This is a genomic window from Curtobacterium sp. GD1 (genome assembly GCF_020882855.1).
In the GTDB taxonomy this organism is placed as follows: Bacteria; Actinomycetota; Actinomycetes; order Actinomycetales; family Microbacteriaceae; genus Curtobacterium.
The window spans coordinates 26,104-43,568 of sequence record NZ_JAFEVQ010000030.1; the positions used below are offsets into that span (position 1 = coordinate 26,104).

Here is a 17,465-nt window from a genome sequence, read left to right on the forward strand (position 1 = left end):
TGGGTCACGATCCCCCCACCGGGTCGCTGGTCGCTCAGACGAGGACGACGACCTTGCCGGCGATCCGTCCGGCGGCGCCCTCGGTGTGCAGCGCCTGCAGCTCGGTCAGCGGGATGCGCCGCGTCACCTCGACCGTGAGCTCCCCGGCGTCGACGAGCCGGACGAGCTCGGCCAGCCGTTCGCGGTTCCGCAGCACGAACACCGTCGCCGCTCGGACCCCGCGGGACTCGTCCCCCGGGGTCGCCATGAACGCCGTCGTGCTCACGACCGCACCCCCGTCGCGGACCGCGGCCACGAACGAGGCGAACTGCTCGGGCTCGATCGGGGCGAGGTTGAGCAGGACGTCGACCTGCCCGTCGACCGCCTGCAGCACGTCGGTCGTGGTGTGGTCGACGACCTGGTCGGCACCGGCGACCCGGACGGCGTCGGCGCTGCGCGGGCTGGCCGTGGCGATGACCTCGACACCGGCGCGCTTCGCGAGCTGGATCGCGTACTTCCCGACCACACCGCCCGCGCCGACGACGAGCACGCGCTGCCCGGCCTCGAGCCGACCGTCGTCGAAGAGCGCCTGCCACGCCGTGAGCGCCACCGACGGCAGCGCAGCCGCGTCCGCCAGCGGGATGCTCGTCGGGGCGGCGACGAGCGCGTCCGCCGGAGCGACGACGTACTCGGCCGCTCCGCCGTCGCGTTCCATCGGCAGGAAGCCGATCACCGCGTCGCCGACCGCCAGGTCCGTGACGTCGTCCCCGAGGGACGCGACCGTTCCGGAGACGTCGTACCCGGGGACGTGGGGCAGGGCGACCGGGATGGGCAGGAAGCCGGCGCGCATGCCGTTGTCCGCCGCGTTGTACGCCGATGCCGTGACCCGGACGAGGACCTCGCCCGGGCCGGGGGTGGGCTGGTCGACGTCGCCGTAGGTGAGGACCTCAGGACCGCCGACCTCGTGGAACTGCACTGCCTTCATGATGACTCCTCCGTCATTTGCTTCGAATTCGAAGCGATTGATGGAACCGTAACACTGCTTCGAACTCGAAGCAACAGGTAGGATCGGATCATGTCCGAAACCCCCTCGTCCCTGACGCCGACGCAGCTGCGCGCCTACCTGTCGTTCACCGAGGTCAGTGCGCTCCTGCGCCCCTCGGTCGAGCAGCAGCTCAAGGACGTGGGCGGGCTGTCGTACGTGCAGTTCCAGCTGCTGGCACGACTCGGGGACTCCCCCGACGGGCACCTGCGGATGACGGACCTCGCCGACGGGGTGGTCTACAGCCGCAGTGGGCTGACCTACCAGGCGCAGTTGCTCGAGCAGCGCGGACTCGTGACGCGCGGCCCCTCTCCGGACGACGAGCGCAGCACCGTGGTGTCGCTGACCGACGACGGGAGAGCCGTCCTCGCATCAGTGTTCCCGGGGCACATCGGCACGGTGCACGGGCTGCTGTTCGCACCGATCACGGACGAGGACGCCGCGGAGCTCGACCGGATCCTCGGCCGGATCAGCGAGCACCTCCGGAAGAACCCGCCCCGATCGGCGTCCCGCCGCGCCGCGAGGTGAGCCGGCGCGCGACGGCGTGACCCGAGCCCGCGTGCGGCGCGTGGCGGGGCCGACCCGCGCCTCCTGGCCCGCTCGTCGCGCCTGTCGTTCCGTCACCGGACCCCGATAGGGTCGGGAACGTGAGCAACGAGGCATTCGACGACCGCTACGAGCTGCGCGCCTTCGCGCCCGGGACGGACGAGCAGGGGGCACCGAACGCCGAGACCGAGGCCTGGATGCAGGCCGTCGGACTCGGGTTCCACGAACCGCACCCCGGCGACGAGGCGGCCGCGCGCATGGTCGCGCACTTCATCGAGGACGACGAGACCTGGCTCGGCGCGTACGTCCGCCGACCCGCACCGGGCTCCGTCGACGAGACCTGGCCGGCCGGTACCTTCGCCTGGTTCGGCAAGGAGCTGAGCTGGGGCGACGGCTCGTCGATCGACACCCAGGCGATCTCCGCCGTGACCGTCCGACCGACCGAGCGCCGCCGCGGGATCCTCCGCGCGATGATGACGCACGCCCTCGCGCGCGGTGTCGCCGAGGGCTACGCCGTGGCCTCGCTGACCGCGTCCGAGGGCACCATCTACCGCCGCTTCGGCTTCGGCAGCGCGATCCGCGAGCGGGCCGTCCGGGTCCGCCGCGAGCGTGCGCTCCCGCTCCTCGCGCCGACCACCGGTGTCGTCAGCGTCGTCACGCCCGAGTGGCTCGCCGGCGGCCCCGGCCGTGCCGTCTTCGACCGGTTCAACGCGCGGACGCCGGGCTCCATGGTGCGCAACGCCGGCACCTGGCCCGTCGTGTTCGGGCTGCGCAACGGCGACGGCGAGAAGGCGAAGGACGTCCGGGCAGCCGTGCACCGCCCGGACGGCTCCGACGAGCTCGACGGCTACGTGACCTGGCGCGTCAAGGAGAGCCGCGACGGCGACACCACGCTCGAGGTCGTCGACCTGGTGTACGCGACCGACGACGCCTACCTGTCGCTCTGGGAGTTCCTGCTCTCGATCGACCTCAACGACGTCGTCACGTACAACCGGTCGCGGCTCGACGACCCGATCGTCGCCGCGCTGGGCGACAACCGCGCGTACGACGTCGACCACGAGGAGGACCACGTCTGGCTGCGCGTCCTCGACGTCGAGCGGGTGCTCGCGTCGCGTCCGTACGCCGTCGACGGTTCGCTGACGCTCGCCGTGACGGATGCGCTCGGGTTCGCCTCCGGCACGTACCGGCTGGACGTCCAGGAGGCGCGGGGCACCGTGACGAAGACCGCCGACGACGCCGACGCGGCCGGGTCCGACCTCCAGCTCGACGTCGCGGACCTCGGTGCGTTGCTCATCGGGTCGGTGTCGCCGACGACGCTCGCGGCGGCCGGGCTCCTCCGCGCGGCGGACCCGGCGGCGCCGGCACTCCTGCGAGCGATGCTGACCCCGCCGCGGACGCCGCACGGCATCACGTACTTCTGATGCCCCTTCGCGAGTCGGTCGCACGGGCTCGCCAGGCCGTCGCGGTGCTGGCGAGCCCGTCGCTCCGGTCCGCGATCGTCGGCGGCGCAGCGCTCGACGGCCGGACGAGTGCTGCCGTCGCGGCGTTCGACTGGGTCGGCGACGACGGACCCGACACGCCGCTCCTCGGGCGGACGGCGCAGGACCTCCAGCGGCTGCAGGGGCCGGCGGCGCTGCTCGAGTTCGACCGGATCGCCCGGATGCCGGTGCCGGACGACCAGCGCCACCCGCTGTCCGTGCGCATCGTCGAGCTCGTGTTCGAGCGGCTCGGCACGGGCAGACCGGTCCCCGAGTCGGTGCTCAACGCCGCGATCGCCATGTTCGCCGAGGACGTCGCGATCGTGCGGCGGGACGCGGTGGACCTCGGCGTGCTCGTGCGGACGGACGACGGGGCGTCGTACCGCTACGTCGGCTGACGCGGGGGGGGGGCGGGCGCGGCGTGCCGCGGGCGTGGCGGGCGTGGCGCCCGGCGCGGTTCGGCGCGGTGGCGCACAACCGAAGTGCGCGCGAACCACGGGAACGCACGGCTCCGATCGACTTCCGTTGTGCGGACCCGGCCGTGCGCAGGCGCCCGCGCGCCGTGGTCGGCGTAGTGTCCGCGCCATGGACGACACGGTGGTCGACTGGCTCCTCGACTCGGACCCGGCCCTGCGGTGGCAGGTGGAACGGGACATCGTCGGCGCGCCGGCACCGACCTGGCAGGCAACGCGTGCCCGGGTCGCGACCGAGGGCCTCGGCGCCGCACTCCTCGCTCGCCAGGACCCCGACGGACAGTGGGCAGGCGGCGCGTACTTCCCCGCCGAACCCGAGCCCGAGGGACCCGGGCAGCCGTACACCGCGACGACCTGGTCGCTCAACGCCCTGCGGGAGTGGGGCCTGGACGCCGCGGTCCTCGGTGACACCGCCGCACGACTCGACGCGAACAGCCGATGGGAGTACGACGACCTGCCGTACTGGGGCGGCGAGGTCGACTGCTGCATCAACGCCTTCACCCTCGCGAACGGCGCGTGGCTCGGCGCCGACGTCGACGGCATCGCCGACTGGGTGCTCGAACACCAGCAGCCCGACGGCGGGTGGAACTGCGAGTGGGTCGGGGGCTCGACGGTCTCGTCGTTCCACTCGACCCTCAACGTACTCGAGGGGCTCCTGCAGCACGAGGTCCTGACCGACGGACGGCATCCCCGCGCGGCCGAGCTCCGGGACGCCCGCCACCGAGGCGCCGACTACCTCCTCGACCGACGACTGCTCCACCGGAAGTCCGACGGAGCGCTCGTCGGCCCCTGGGCCACGGAGTTCGCGTACCCGTTCCGCTGGAGGTACAGCGTGCTCCGCGCGACCGACCACCTCCGGGCCGCGGCGCTCCGGGACGAGGCGGCGCCGGACCCCCGCGCCGCTGAGGCGATCGAGGTGGTCCGCGCTGCCCGTGGTGCTGACGGACGGTGGCGCCAGGGCGTCCGCCCGCCGGGCCGGCAGTGGTTCGAGGTGGACGTGCCGGCCGGCGAGCCGTCCCGCTGGCTCACGCTCGTAGGCACGCGAGTGCTGCGGTGGTGGGACGGCGTCTGAGCCCTCGACGGCCGCGTCCTGTTGCACGATCGAGACCGACGGGCCGCCCGGACCGTGCGAGCCTGGTCGTCACTGATGACGTCGGGGACGGAGCGGGTCGTGGAGCGAGTGGTGGGGTGGAGCACGGTCGCCGTCATCGTGGCCGTGACGGTGCTGTGGTTGGTCCTGGTCCAGGTGACCAGCTGCTCCGATGCCGCTCCCGGCCAGGGCACGAGCACCTGCGAGACCGAACCCGTGCTCGGGGTCGCCGGATCGTGGATCGCCGGGGCCGCTGGGGCCACCGTCGTCGCCCTCGCGGTCTGGCAGGTCGTCCGGGCTGCACGGTCCGCGGAGCCGGTCGACGGCTGAGTCCGCTCGACCCACTGCGCCACCGGTGCTGCGCGGAACCTCGCACGCTGCGGCCCGGCCGCGCCGCGCCCCCCTAGGACCGGCGGCGCACCCGCGGGTCGACGAACGCGTACACGACGTCGACGATCACGTTCGCCGTGACGATGAGCAGCGCCGAGAACAGCGTGAAGCCGACGACGACCTGCAGGTCGAGCGTGTGCACCGCGTCGATGAGCAGCGCGCCGAGCCCCTGCATCGAGAACACCTTCTCGGTGATGACGGCACCGCCGAGCAGCGACCCGAGGTCGAGCCCGAACAGCGTCACCACCGGGAGGATCGCCGTCCGCAGCCCGTGGCGCACGACGACCTGGCGTTTGCGGAGGCCCTTCGCGCGGGCGGTCCGGACGAAGTCCTGCGACATCGACTCGAGCATCTCGCCCCGGGTCAGCCGGGCGTAGATCGCCGCACTGATGAACGCGAGCACGCACCACGGCAGGACGAGGTGCGTGAACCACCCGACGGGATCGTCCCCGAACGCGACGTAGCCGCTGGTGGGCAGGACGCCGAGCACGAACCCGAACAGCAGGATCGCCAGCAGCCCGACGAGGTACGACGGCGCGGACACCCCGGCGACGGCGATCGTCATGACCGTGCGGTCGACGTACGTGCCTCGGCGCAGGGCCGACAGCGCGCCACCGGCCACACCGGCGACGAGCCAGAGCACGGCTGCGCCGACGGCGATCGACGCCGTGACGGGCAGGCGCGTGAGGATGAGGTTCGTGACGCTGTCGTGGAGCTGGAACGAGTACCCGAAGCAGGGCGCCGCGCAGTGGATGACGGAGGCGCCGGAGCCGAACGTCCGCCCGGTGAAGATGCCCGCGAGGTAGGCCCCGAACTGGGCGATCCACGGCTTGTCCGTCCCGAGGAACGCCTGCACCTCGCGCAGCCGGTCCGGCGTGCAGGGCTTGTCGCAGATCGCGCGCGCCGGGTTCGTCGGCAGCAGCATGAACAGGGCGTAGGTGATCGCGGCCACGACGAGCAGGACGACTGCGGCGCCGAGCACGCGGATCGCGATGAAGCGGAAGGTGGTCACCGGTTGCTCCTCCGCGGGTCGAGGGCGTCGCGCAGGGCGTCGCCGAGCACGTTGAACGCCAGCGTGATGAGGAACAGCGCCAAGCCCGGGAACACGAGGTACATCGGGTCGGTTTGCACCCAACCGATCGCGTCGCCGATGCTGCGGCCCCACGACGGCGTCGGCGGGGTGACGCCGACGGCGAGGAACGACAGCGCGGCCTCGGCGCCGATCATCGACGGGATCGAGATCGTCGCGTAGACGGTGATCGTCGCGGCGAGGTTCGGCAGCAGCTGCGTCCGGATGACGTGCCAGCGCCCGGCGCCCATCGCGGTGGAAGCGACGACGTAGTTCCGGGTGACGAGCGACAGCGTCTGCCCGCGCACGACACGGGCGACCGAGGGCCACCCGAAGAACCCGATGACGAGGACGACGAGCACGGGCTTCGGGAACGACGTCGGGACGATCGCGGTCAGGGCGATCATGAAGACGAGCGACGGGAAGCCGAAGATGACGTCGACGACGCGGGAGAGCACTCGGTCGTACCAGCCGCCGAAGAACCCGGTCGTCACGCCGACGAGCACGCCGATGACGATCGAGACGATCGTCGCGGCGATCCCGATGCCGAGCGAGGTGCGGGCACCGTAGGTGACGATCGCGAACAGGTCGCGCCCGGTCAGGGGCTCGACCCCGAACCAGTGCTCGCCGCTGATCCCGCCGCCGACCCCGCGCGGGGCGCCGAACGAGTTGAGCGCGTCGATGTGGTACCCGTACGGGTCCTGGCCGGTGACGGCGGCGATGAGCGGCGCCGCGAGCGCGACGACGACGAACACCACGATGACGACCGCGGACGCGACCGCCCAGCGGTCCTGACGCACGCGGCGGACGACGGCGCGGAAACCGGTGCTCCGGTTCGCGGATGCCGCGACCGGACGGTCGACGACGTTGGCGGTCACGAGGCCACCCCTTCCCACGCGCGCCAGGCCTCGCGGCGGGCGGCCTGTCGCGCCGGGTCGGCGACGGGCGCTGCCGCGAGGAGCATGCGCGTGTAGTCCTGCTGCGGATCGTCGAGCACGGCGTCGGTCGTGCCGCGCTCGACCACGCGGCCGTCGTGCAGCACGACCACCTCGTCGGCGAGCTGCCGCACCACGGCGAGGTCGTGGCTGATGAGGAGCATGCCGAAGCCGAAGTCCTGCTGCAGCGCGGCGAGGAGGTCGAGCACGGCGGCCTGCACGGTGACGTCCAGCGCCGAGGTCGGTTCGTCGGCGATCACGAGCGCAGGCCGGAGCGCGAGGGCCCGGGCGACCGCCACGCGCTGCCGCTGCCCGCCGGAGAGCTGGTGCGGGAAGCGCTCGGCCCACGACGGGTCGAGCTGGACCGCCACGAGCAGCTCGCGGACCCGTTCGGCACGGTCCGCCGCCGAGGCCGTGCCGTGCACGAGGAGCGGCTCGGCGATGCTCCACCCGATGGTCTGTCGCGGGTTGAGCGAGGACGCGGGGTCCTGGAAGACGATGCCCACCCGGCTGCGGAGCTCGCGCAGGCGTGCACCACGAGCGGTGCGGAGGTCGCTGCCGTCCACCTCGACGGACCCCGCGACCACCGGCACGAGACCGGCGAGCGCACGTCCGATGGTGGACTTGCCGGACCCCGACTCCCCCACGAGTCCGAGCGTCTCGCCCGCGCGGAGCGTCAGGTCAATGCCGGAGACGGTCGGGTCACCGCGGCGCGCGTAGCGCACGGCGACGTCGCGCAGCTGCGCGACGAGGGGCCGGGAGGCGCGGCTCGTCTCCGTCTCGTCGGCCGGCGCGGTGGACGCGACCGTCTCACCGTCCGCAGCGTGCGGTGCGGAGGTGGGTCGCGCCTCCAGGGCCGGTACCGCCGCGAGGAGTGCCCGCGTGTACTCGGCGTCCGGGTGCGCGAACACCTCGGCGACGGTCCCGTGCTCGACCGGGTCGCCGCGCCGCATCACGAGCACCTCGTCGGCGACGTCCGCCACCACGCCCATGTCGTGCGTGATGAGCAGCACGGCGAGGTCGCGCTCGCGACCGAGCGTGCGGAGCAGGTCGAGGATGCCCGCCTGCACCGTGACGTCGAGCGCGGTGGTCGGCTCGTCCGCGATGAGGGCGACCGGGTCACCGGCGAGGGCCATCGCGATCATCGCGCGCTGGAGCTGGCCGCCGGAGAGCTCGTGCGGGTAGGCCTTCCGGATCCGCTGCGGGTCCGGGAGCCCGGCGGCGCGGAGGAGTTCGTCGGTCCGCGCGGACACACCGCGTCGGTCGAGGTCCGTCGGGTGCGCCGTGATCGCCTCGGCGATCTGGGTGCCGATGGAGAGCACGGGGGTGAAGGAGTTCATCGGCTCCTGGAACACGACGCCGATGCCGGCACCGCGGACCGCTCGGAGCTCGTCGTCCGACGCCCCGACGAGCTCGGTGCCGCGGAAGCGGATGCTGCCGATGACGCGGGCCTCCGGCGGGAGCAGGCCGAGCACGCTCATCGCGCTGACGGACTTGCCCGAGCCGGACTCGCCGACGAGGGCGAGCACGCGGCCGGGCGTCAGGGTGAAGGAGACGTCACGGACGACGGGCTCCGCGTCGCCGAACGCGACGCGAAGCCCCTCGACCTCGAGCAGCGGTGCACTCACTTGGCGAGCGAGACCTTGAGGTAGTTCGGGTACGCCGGGAAGTCCGCGATCTGGAAGTTCTGCACGTTCGAACCGGCGAGGAAGGACTGCTTCGCGTAGGTGAGCGGGACGATCGGGGCGTCGGCCATGATCTTCTTGTCCGCCTCGGCCCAGAGCTTCTGCGCATCCTGCTGGTCGATGGTGCCCGTCGCCTGCTCGATCAGGGCGTCGACCTCGGGGCTGCTGTACTTCGAGACGTTGTAGCCGCCCCCACCGATCTGCGACGAGTCGTACAGCGGCTGGATGTTGGCGTTCGCGCTCGGGAAGTCCGGCTGCCAGCTGAACATCGCGAGGTCGAAGTCGTCGCCGTCCGTCGTCGCCGTGTAGAACGAGTCGATGTCGAGCGGCTTGAGCGTCACGGTGATGCCCGCGCGCTTGAGGCCGGCCTGGATCGCCTGCGCCTCGGCCAGGTTCGCCGAGTCGTTCTGCGTGACCAGGGTCAGCTTGAGGTCCGAGACACCCGCTTCCTGCAGGAGCTTCTTCGCCTTGGCCACGTCACCGGTGGCGCCGGGCTCGTACAGGTCGTACTGCTGGCGCCCCGCGATGCCGGGCGTGATGAGCGTCGTCGCGTAGGAGCCGGCGAGGGCACCACCGGCGGCGATCCGGTACGACTTCTTGTCGACGGCGTACTGCAGCGCCTGCCGGACCTTGAGCTCCTTGAGCGAGCCCTTCTGCGTGTTGATCGCGAGGTAGTTGATCGGGCCGGCCTTCGAGGTGGCGAGGCGGTCCTGGGCGGCCGGGTTCGAGCGGACCTGGTTCAGCTCGGCAGCACCGAGGTACGTCGCGCCGAACGAGTTCTTCGCGTCACCGTTGTCGGCGATGAGCGTCTGGGTGACGGTCGACGGGTCCTGGCTCTCCTTGAACACGACCTTCGACGGGCCGGCGGTGCGGACGTCGTCGGTCTTCGCGCTCCACTCTTCGTTCCGCACGAGGGTGATCTGCGAGCCCTGCGTGTTGGACTGCACCTCGTAGGGGCCGGAGGCGACGGGCTTGGCGTCGTACGCACCGGTGTCGGTGCCGTCGCCCTCGGGGACCGGGGCGAACGCGGGCATCGACACGATCCACGGCCAGTCGCCGTACGCCGCGTTGAGCTTGAAGACGATCGTCGAGTCGTCCGGGGTCTCGATGCTGTCGAGGGTCTTGCCGTCGAACGGACCCTTGTAGCTGTCACCGCCGACGAGGAGCGACTTGTGGTAGCTCAGGCCACCGGTGAGCGTCGGCGCGAACGAGCGCTCGATGCCCCACTTGATGTCCTTCGTGGTGATCTCCGTGCCGTCCTGGAACTTCAGCCCCTTCTTGAGGTGGTAGGTCCAGGTCTTGCCGCCGTCGCTCGAGTCGCCGGTGTTCGTCGCGAGGTCCGGGACGACCTTGGCCGTCTTGCCGGGCTCGACGTCCCACGCGGTGAGACGACGGAGCACGAGGCCGAGCGTCGTGATGTTGAGGTTCTGGCTGGTCGCCGGGTCGAGGTGCACCGCGGTGGCCGTCGTCAGGATGTTGAGCGTGCCGCCCTTGGACGTTCCGCCCGAGGCGTCGTCCGAGGCACCCCCGCCCGAGCAGCCGGTGAGGACCAGGGCTGCGGCTGCGGCGACCGCAGCGGTGATGGTCAGGCGGTTCGGGCGTCTCATGACGGTGGTGCTCCTCGTGGGGAAGTGGTGGTGCGCAGCCGTGGGGTGGCCGTGACGTGTCGCCGCGCTCCGGAGCCGGTGCAGGCTCCGTGTGTCGGGGCGTCGGGCTGTCGGGGCGTCGTCCATCCTGACACCGCGATCGGACGGTGTCCGAATCCCGGGCACGGCCGACGTCGCACGGCGTAACGGTCCAATCGCCGTGCGACCACCGTCTATTCCCGATGCGTCGTCCTGCGGGCAGCCGGCCCAGGAAGACCCGCCTCGGGCATCACCGATCGAACCACTGACCAACCGAGGCCGCGCGGTCTTCTGAGCGAGTGACCGTCCTGGTTCGCGATCCCCGGGGATCGCGAACCAGAACGGTCACCACTCACCACCCGATCAGCGGTCGAAGAGCCCACCGAGGAAGTCGTTGCCGAGGTTCGACGCCTGCTCGCCGAGCCCACCCAGGAGCTGCTCGCCCTCGCCCGCGAGTCCTTCGACACCACCGCCGAGGTCCCCGAGTCCGAGGTCGCCGATCCCGGCGGCGATGCCCTCGAAGTCGACGCCGAGGTTCGCGGCCTCGGCCAGCACCGGCCCCGCGGCCGCGCTGAGCACCGCGCCACCGGCGACCGCTGCGCCCAGACCGCCGAGCGCCATCGCACCGGCGCCGACCGCTGCCCCGCCGGCGAACGCTCCACCGCGGCCGCGCCCCGCCGATCCGCCGCCGCCCAGGACGCGTCGGACGAGTCCGGGCCGAGCGACCTCACCGCGGGTCATCGCGCGGGCCATCCCACCGGCGGAGTCGTCGCGGAGGTGCTCGTGCGGCGGCAGCTCGGAGTTCAGACGGTTGCGGATCTGCTGGCGCTGCGCGGGGGTGAGCCGGGCGAAGGCGTCGTGGTGGACCTGCTCGAGCTGCTCCGGCGGGGCGGTCCGCAGCAGGTAGTCGTACTTGGCGATCGCGACCTGGTCGGAGTCGGCGGCCCCGTGCTGCTGGTGGCCGTGCTGCTGCTGGCCGGGCTGCTGCTGCCCGTACGGATGCTGCTGGCCGTACGGCTGCTGCTGCCCGTGCTGCGCCTGCTGGTTCCGATCGTCCCCGGTCAGCTTGTCCGCCGCGCTCCGGACGATGCCGCGCCAGTCCGTCCCGCCCTGCTGCTGCCCGGCGCCGGCCGCGGGTCCCGCCTGCCCGCGCTTCTGGAGCTGCTTGTCGATGACCTTGCCGGCCATGCCGATGATGCGGTTGAGGTTCGCCATGCCCCAACCTTTGTGATCGCACATGTGAGCGCTCAGGAACGCCCCGGTGGATCGGCCGGAGATGTCATCCGAAGCCCCTGGGAGCGCCGACCCCGGTCAGTTCAGGATGCGCGCGAGGAACGCGTTCCGGAACCGTCCGGTCGGGTCGAGGTCACGGGCGAGCGCGGCGAAGTCGGACAGCCGCGGGTACACCTCGTGCAGCCGCTCGGCACTCGCCGCCGACACCTTCCCCCAGTGCGGGCGGGCGTCGAACGGCGCGAGGACCTCCTCGATCCGCTCCACCGCGGCTGCCACCGCGGCCGCGTCCCGCCGGAACGTGAAGTGGATGCCGACCGACTGCCGCTCCGAGGACGGCGCGAGCCACGCGGTGTCGGCGGCGATCGTCCGGACCTCGGCCGCGATGAGGATCGGCGCGAACAGCGGCTCCAGGGGTCGGAGTGCCTGCAGTGCGTCGACCGCGGAACCGGCCGGCAGCAGGTACTCCGCCTGGATCTCCGCCCCGGTCGACGGCGTGAACGAGGACCGGAAGTGCGGGAGCCGCTCGGACCACGGCCCCGGCACGCCGCCCTGCTCGGTGACGCCGGCGGGGTCGTTCTCCCCCGGGTGCACGGGACCGTCGGCGGGACGGGCGCCGAGCGCGACGAGGTCGACGGCCGGTGCCGGTTCGCCCATGCGGTGCTTGACCCAGACCTGCCGGGCTCCGCGGTCGTCGAACGAGGTGAACAGCGACACCGAGTACGCGTCCGACACGACCTCGTCGAAGTGCGCGGCGACGGCGTCCCACGGCAGGTCGAGGTGCACGGTCGTGGCGACCTGGAAGGTGGGCTCGATCGCGAGCTCGACCGCGGTGACGACACCGAGCGCGCCGAGCGCCACCCGGTGTGCGTCGAGGGATCCGTCCGGTGTCGACGCATCGACGAACGCCAGGTCTCCGGAAGCGCGGACGATCTCGAGACCGACCACGGCCTGCGCGAGCGACGGGTTGCGGACGCCGGAGCCGTGCGTGCCGGTGGCGACCGCGCCGGCGGTGGAGATGTGCGGCAGGGAGGCGAGGTTCGCGAGTGCCCAGCCCCGCGCCTCCAGGCCCGCGGCCACCTGGCTGTGGATCATGCCGGCGGCGACGCGCACGACCCGGCGGTCCTCGTCGACGTCGAGCACCGGCGGCAGGTCCGCCAGCGACACCTGGAGCGCGTCCGTGTCGGCGATCGTGTTGAACGAGTGCCGTGACCCGAGCGCCGTCAGGCGCGGCGTCGACGCGACGAGCTGCTGCAGCTCGTCGACCGACGTCGGGCGCGCCAGGCCGGACGCCCGGTAGGTGACGTTGCCCGCCCAGTTCGTCCGCGTCGTCGCGCTCACGGTCACGAGCCTAGAACCCCCGGTCGAGGCGGTGCCACGTCTGCTGGAGGCGCAGCTCGTCGCGGAACCCGCGCTCGGTGGTGTGCTCGTCGATGACGAGGAACTCCGTGCCGACCATGGTCGCGAAGTCCTCGACCACCTGCAGGCCGACGGCCGTCGTCATGACGGTGTGGTGGGCGGCGCCGGCGGTGAGCCAGGCCTCGGCGGCGACGGGGAACGACGGGCGCGGCTCCCAGACGGCGCGACCGACGGGCAGCTTCGGCAACGCCGCGGTCGGCGGGACGACGTCCACGACGTTCGCCGTGAGACGGAAGCCGTCGCGGGTGTCGGAGAGCGCGACCACGACGGCCTCGCCGGCGTCGGCGGTGAAGACCAGGCGCACCGGGTCGTCCTTGCCGCCGATGCCGAGCGGGTGGATCTCGAGCGTCGGCTTCGTGGTGGTGAGGGTCGGCGAGACCTCGAGCATGTGCGCGCCGAGGATCTTCTCGGCACCCGGCGTGAGGTCGTAGGTGTAGTCCTCCATGAGCGACGCGCCACCGGGGAGGCCGGCGCCGGCGACGTTCATCGCACGGACGAGGACGGCGGTCTTCCAGTCGCCCTCGGCACCGAAGCCGTACCCGTCGGCCATCAGGCGCTGCACGGCGAGGCCGGGCAGCTGCTTGAGCGTGCCGAGGTCCTCGAAGTTGGTGGTGAAGGCGGCGGACCCGTTCTGCGCGAGCAGGGTGCGGAGGCCGATCTCGATCGCGGCGCCGTCGCGGAGGGACTGGTGGCGGTCACCACCGTCACGGAGCGACGGGTCGACGTCGTAGTCCTGCTGGTAGGTCGCGACGAGCGCATCGACCGCTGCCGTGTCGGCTTCCGCCGAGGCGACCGCCTCGGCCAGCTCGTTGACGGCCCACGTGTTCACCTGCACGCCGAGCTCGATCTCCGCCTCGGTCTTGTCACCCTCGGTGACCGCGACGTACCGCATGTTGTCGCCGAACCGGGTGAGCTTGAGCTCCCGCACGGCCGCGGCACCGGCGGCGGCGCGGGTCCAGTTCGCGACCCGCTGCTGGACGCGGGGGTCCGAGACGTGCCCGACGGCGGTGGCGTGCCGGACGCCGAGGCGCGCCAGGGCGTACCCGAACTCCCGGTCACCGTGCGCCGCCTGGTTGAGGTTCATGAAGTCGAAGTCGATGTCCGCCCAGGGCAGCGTGACGTTCGCCTGGGTGTGCAGGTGCAGCAGCGGCTTCGTGAGCGCCTGCAGGCCGCCGATCCACATCTTCGCGGGGCTGAACGTGTGCATCCACGTCGTCACACCGATGACCCTGTCGTCCGCGCTGGCCTCGATGAGGGCGCGCCGGATGCCGTCGGCGTCCTTCAGCACGGGCTTCCAGACGAGCTTCACCGGCACGTGCGGCGCCAGCGTCTCGTGCACGTGCTTGCTCTGCGACTCCACCTGGCGCAGGGTCTCCTCGCCGTACAGCCCCTGGGACCCGGTGAGGAACCAGACCTCGTGGCCCGCCAACGTCTCGGCGGGGTCGACGACGTGCGTCGCTGTGTCGTGGGTCACTGGAGTGCTCCTTCGGGGGTCTGTCCGTAGACGTTCTGGTAGCGATCGAAGAGTCGGTCGATGTCTGCTTCGGCGATCGGGACGACGTCCCCGCCCTGCTTCGCGATGTGCACGGTCCGGGCGACGTCCTCGCACATCACGGCGGCCTTCACGGCGTCCTTCGCGTCGCGGCCGATCGTGAAGACGCCGTGGTTCTGCATGAGCACGGCACGGGAGCGGTGGCCGGCGAGGGTCTCGACGATGCCGTGTCCGATCGAGTCGTCGCCGATGATCGCGAACGGCCCGACCGGGATCGGTCCGCCGAACTCGTCCGCCATCGCGGTGATCACGCACGGGATCGGTTCCGCCCGTGCCGCCCACGCCGTCGCGTACGTCGAGTGGGTGTGCACGACGCCGCCGACCTCCGGCATGTTCCGGTAGACGTAGGCGTGCGCGGCGGTGTCGGAGCTCGGCCCGTGGCTGTTCTCCCAGCCGTCGGCCGGCACCCCGTCGAGCGTGCAGACGACCTGGTTCCCGGGGGTCAGGTCGTCGCTGGACACGCCGCTCGGCTTGATGACGAAGAGGTCCGTGCCCGGCACCCGCTCGGAGACGTTGCCGCCGGTCCAGATCACGAGGCCGTAGCGGACGAGTTCGCCGTGCAGGCGGGCGACGCGTTCGCGGGTGGCGGCGACGGCCTGCTGGGTGTCGGTGGTCATCGGATCGGCTCCTTCTCGGCCTGGAGGCGCGGCTCGCCTGCCGTCGTCGGCTCGGCTCCGGGGGTGGTCGCGCTGGCGCTGGCGCTGGTGTCGGTGCTTGCGGGGGTCGCTTCGGGGCGGGTCGCGGCGGCGGCGACGTCCTGGACGGGCAGGGCCCGCCGGTAGCGCTCGAGGTACGTCTGGAACCCGTCGACGTCGGCCGGCTCGGGCTCGGCCACGTGCACGGCGTCACCCCCGAACACCGTGTCGGCGAGGAAGTCCGCCAGGTGCTGGTCGGTGTGCTCGAGGTAGGCGGCGAGCACCGCGATCCCCCACGCACCGCCCTCGCCCGCGGTCTCCTCGAGCGCGACGGGCACGCGGAGGGCGGCTGCGAGCAGGCGTTGCGGCGCGCCGGGCGTCCGGAAGAGCCCGCCGTGGGCGGTCATCCGGTCGACCTGGACCTCCTCGCCGTGCAGGACGTCCATGCCGATCGCGAGGGTGGCGAAGGCACCGTGCACCTCGGAGCGCACGAGGTTGCCGAGCGTGAAGCGTGCGTCCGGGGTCCGGAGCAGCAGGGGTCGGCCGTCCTCGACGTGCGTGACCGGCTCCCCGGCGAGGTAGTTGAAGGAGAGCAGGCCGCCGGCGTCGGGGTCCGCGTGCTCGGCTTCGGCCAGCAGTGTCGCGTAGACGGTGTCCATGTCCGGTGCCGTGCTGCCGGTGCGCTCGCTCGCGGCCTCGGCGAACCGGCCGAACACGCGCGCCCAGCTCGCGATCTCGCTCGCACCGTTGTTGCAGTGCACCATCGCGACGGCGTCCCCGGAGGGCGTGGTGACGACGTCGAGCTCCTCGTGGGGAGTCGCGAGCGGGTGCTCCAGCACGACCATCGCGAAGACGCTCGTGCCGACGCTGACGTTGCCCGTGCGCGGTGCGACGGCGTTCGTCGCGACCATGCCCGTGCCGGCGTCGCCCTCGGGCGGGCAGAGGGGAACGCCGGGAAGCAGGGTGCCGGACGGGTCGAGCCACGCGGCGCCCTCGGGGGTGAGGACTCCCGCGTCGTCCCCGGCGACGAGCACCTCGGGCAGGAGCGCCCGGAGGTCCCCGACCCCGATCAGGTCCTCGGCCGTCCGGAGCATCGCGTCGTCGTAGTCGCGCGTGCCGGGGTCGCCCGGACCGCTGTCCGCCGGGGTGCTGTCGATCGGGAAGACACCGCTCGCATCGCCGACGCCGAGCACGTCCCGCCCCGTGAGCCGTCGGTGCACGTACCCGGCGAGGGTCGTGACGCTCGCGAGGTCGGCGACGTGCGGCTCGTCGTCGAGGACGGCCTGGTACAGGTGCGCGATGGACCAGCGCAGCGGGATGTTGAACCCGAGGGCGTCGCTGAGTCGTTCGGCGGCGGGGCCGGTCGAGGTGTTGCGCCAGGTGCGGAACGGCACGAGCAGCTCGCCCGCGGCGTCGAACGCGAGGTAGCCGTGCATCATCGCGCTCACGCCGGCGGCGCGGAAGGTCGTCGGGGTGACGCCGTACTGGGCCTCCACATCGGCCACGAGGGCGGCGTAGGCCGCGCGGAGTCCGGTCTCGACGGCCTCGAGCGAGTACGTCCAGCGCCCGTCGACGAACTCGTTCTCCCACTCGTGGGCGCCCGCGGCGACGGGGACGAGGTCCTCGTCCACGAGGCACGCCTTGATGCGGGTGGAGCCGAGCTCGATCCCGAGCGTGGTGCGGCCGTCCACGACCTGCTGCCTGCGGTCGTCGCCCATGCGTTCCTCCAGAACCTCGTCGTCCTCCGTGAGCGCTCACATCCTGGCACGTGAGCGCTCACTCCCGCAACGCCGCCACGCCCGCGCCCGCCCAGGTCGCACGAACCGCCGCTCGCCGCCGCCCGCCCGCGCTCGGCGAGGTCGCACGAACTGCCGCTCGCCGCCGCCCCGAACGGCACGTCGTGCGACCTGACCGACCAGGCCACGGCGAGTCGTGCGACCTCGGCCCGCCCGCCGGCTGGCGCCCCGCGCGGGCCCTACGCGCCGACGGTGCTCTCGCGGACGACCAGGGACGGGGTCACGGTCGCGGACGCCGCAGCGCCCCCGTCGATGAGGTCGAGCAGCGCCCGACCCGCAACGCGCCCGAGCTCCTCGAGGCGCAGGTCCACCGTGGTCAGCGGCGGCCGGCTCGCGAGCGCCATCACGTCCCAGTCGTCGAACCCGGCGACCGCGACGTCGTCCGGCACGGACAGCCCGAGCTCCCGCAGCCGGTCGCACACGCCCCGCGCGATCTGGTCGCTGCCGCAGACGATCGCGTCCACGCCGAGCGCACCCGACCCGGACGCTGCCCCGGCCCCGGTCCCCGCCGACGCGAGCCC

Annotated in this window: 16 protein-coding genes; 5 read left to right on the forward strand and 11 right to left on the reverse strand. The window is 72.6% G+C overall.

What is annotated here, in order from left to right; all coding sequences use genetic code 11:
- Nucleotides 1-34: 34 nt before the first annotated feature.
- A complete protein-coding gene (locus tag JSX79_RS15005) occupies nt 35-964 on the reverse strand; it encodes an NADP-dependent oxidoreductase (protein WP_229086866.1) in 930 nt (309 codons plus the stop codon).
- A gap of 90 nt (nt 965-1,054) precedes the next feature.
- On the opposite strand from JSX79_RS15005, the gene JSX79_RS15010 reads away from it, so the two are divergent.
- From JSX79_RS15010 to JSX79_RS15030, 5 genes are all read left to right on the forward strand, one after another.
- The gene (locus tag JSX79_RS15010) at nt 1,055-1,549 is read left to right on the forward strand and encodes a MarR family winged helix-turn-helix transcriptional regulator (RefSeq protein WP_229086867.1); all 495 of its coding nucleotides are present in this window, start codon (nt 1,055-1,057) and stop codon (nt 1,547-1,549) included.
- 119 nt (nt 1,550-1,668) lie between these two features.
- Nucleotides 1,669-2,988 (forward strand): GNAT family N-acetyltransferase, encoded by a 1,320-nt coding sequence (locus JSX79_RS15015; RefSeq protein ID WP_071302740.1) that lies wholly within the window; start codon nt 1,669-1,671, stop codon nt 2,986-2,988.
- Complete coding sequence (locus tag JSX79_RS15020) at nt 2,988-3,443, forward strand: DUF2087 domain-containing protein (protein WP_229086868.1); 456 nt, start codon at nt 2,988-2,990, stop codon at nt 3,441-3,443. The genes JSX79_RS15015 and JSX79_RS15020 overlap by 1 nt, the downstream gene beginning before the upstream one ends.
- Before the next feature lie 187 nt (nt 3,444-3,630).
- A complete protein-coding gene (locus JSX79_RS15025; RefSeq protein WP_229086869.1) occupies nt 3,631-4,590 on the forward strand; it encodes a prenyltransferase/squalene oxidase repeat-containing protein in 960 nt (319 codons plus the stop codon).
- Nucleotides 4,591-4,689: 99 nt separating this feature from the next.
- Nucleotides 4,690-4,938, forward strand: coding sequence for a hypothetical protein (locus tag JSX79_RS15030; protein WP_156794858.1), 249 nt, complete (start codon nt 4,690-4,692; stop codon nt 4,936-4,938).
- Nucleotides 4,939-5,011: 73 nt separating this feature from the next.
- Here JSX79_RS15030 and JSX79_RS15035 read toward each other — a convergent pair whose 3' ends face one another.
- From JSX79_RS15035 to JSX79_RS15080, 10 genes are all read right to left on the reverse strand, one after another.
- Nucleotides 5,012-6,010: an ABC transporter permease gene (locus tag JSX79_RS15035; RefSeq protein ID WP_229086870.1), complete on the reverse strand. Its 999-nt coding sequence runs from the start codon at nt 6,008-6,010 to the stop codon at nt 5,012-5,014.
- Nucleotides 6,007-6,945, reverse strand: a complete 939-nt coding sequence (locus JSX79_RS15040) for an ABC transporter permease (RefSeq protein ID WP_229086871.1) — start codon at nt 6,943-6,945, stop codon at nt 6,007-6,009. Before JSX79_RS15040 ends, JSX79_RS15035 begins: the two co-directional genes overlap by 4 nt.
- The gene (locus JSX79_RS15045) at nt 6,942-8,630 is read right to left on the reverse strand and encodes an ABC transporter ATP-binding protein (RefSeq protein WP_229086872.1); all 1,689 of its coding nucleotides are present in this window, start codon (nt 8,628-8,630) and stop codon (nt 6,942-6,944) included. Before JSX79_RS15045 ends, JSX79_RS15040 begins: the two co-directional genes overlap by 4 nt.
- Nucleotides 8,627-10,294, reverse strand: a complete 1,668-nt coding sequence (locus JSX79_RS15050; protein WP_229086873.1) for an ABC transporter substrate-binding protein — start codon at nt 10,292-10,294, stop codon at nt 8,627-8,629. Before JSX79_RS15050 ends, JSX79_RS15045 begins: the two co-directional genes overlap by 4 nt.
- A gap of 381 nt (nt 10,295-10,675) precedes the next feature.
- On the reverse strand, nt 10,676-11,527 hold the full coding sequence (locus JSX79_RS15055; RefSeq protein WP_229086874.1) for a cation-transporting ATPase: 852 nt from the start codon (nt 11,525-11,527) through the stop codon (nt 10,676-10,678).
- Between the two features lie 96 nt (nt 11,528-11,623).
- A complete protein-coding gene (locus tag JSX79_RS15060; RefSeq protein ID WP_229086875.1) occupies nt 11,624-12,883 on the reverse strand; it encodes a D-arabinono-1,4-lactone oxidase in 1,260 nt (419 codons plus the stop codon).
- A gap of 10 nt (nt 12,884-12,893) precedes the next feature.
- Nucleotides 12,894-14,435, reverse strand: coding sequence for an L-arabinose isomerase (gene araA, locus JSX79_RS15065; RefSeq protein ID WP_229086876.1), 1,542 nt, complete (start codon nt 14,433-14,435; stop codon nt 12,894-12,896).
- A complete protein-coding gene (locus JSX79_RS15070) occupies nt 14,432-15,130 on the reverse strand; it encodes an L-ribulose-5-phosphate 4-epimerase (RefSeq protein WP_071295581.1) in 699 nt (232 codons plus the stop codon). The genes araA and JSX79_RS15070 overlap by 4 nt, the downstream gene beginning before the upstream one ends.
- A complete protein-coding gene (locus JSX79_RS15075; protein WP_229086877.1) occupies nt 15,127-16,866 on the reverse strand; it encodes a xylulokinase in 1,740 nt (579 codons plus the stop codon). The genes JSX79_RS15070 and JSX79_RS15075 overlap by 4 nt, the downstream gene beginning before the upstream one ends.
- Nucleotides 16,867-17,123: 257 nt before the next feature.
- The coding region (locus JSX79_RS15080) for a substrate-binding domain-containing protein (RefSeq protein WP_229086878.1) at nt 17,124-17,465 on the reverse strand (342 nt) is incomplete at its 5' end.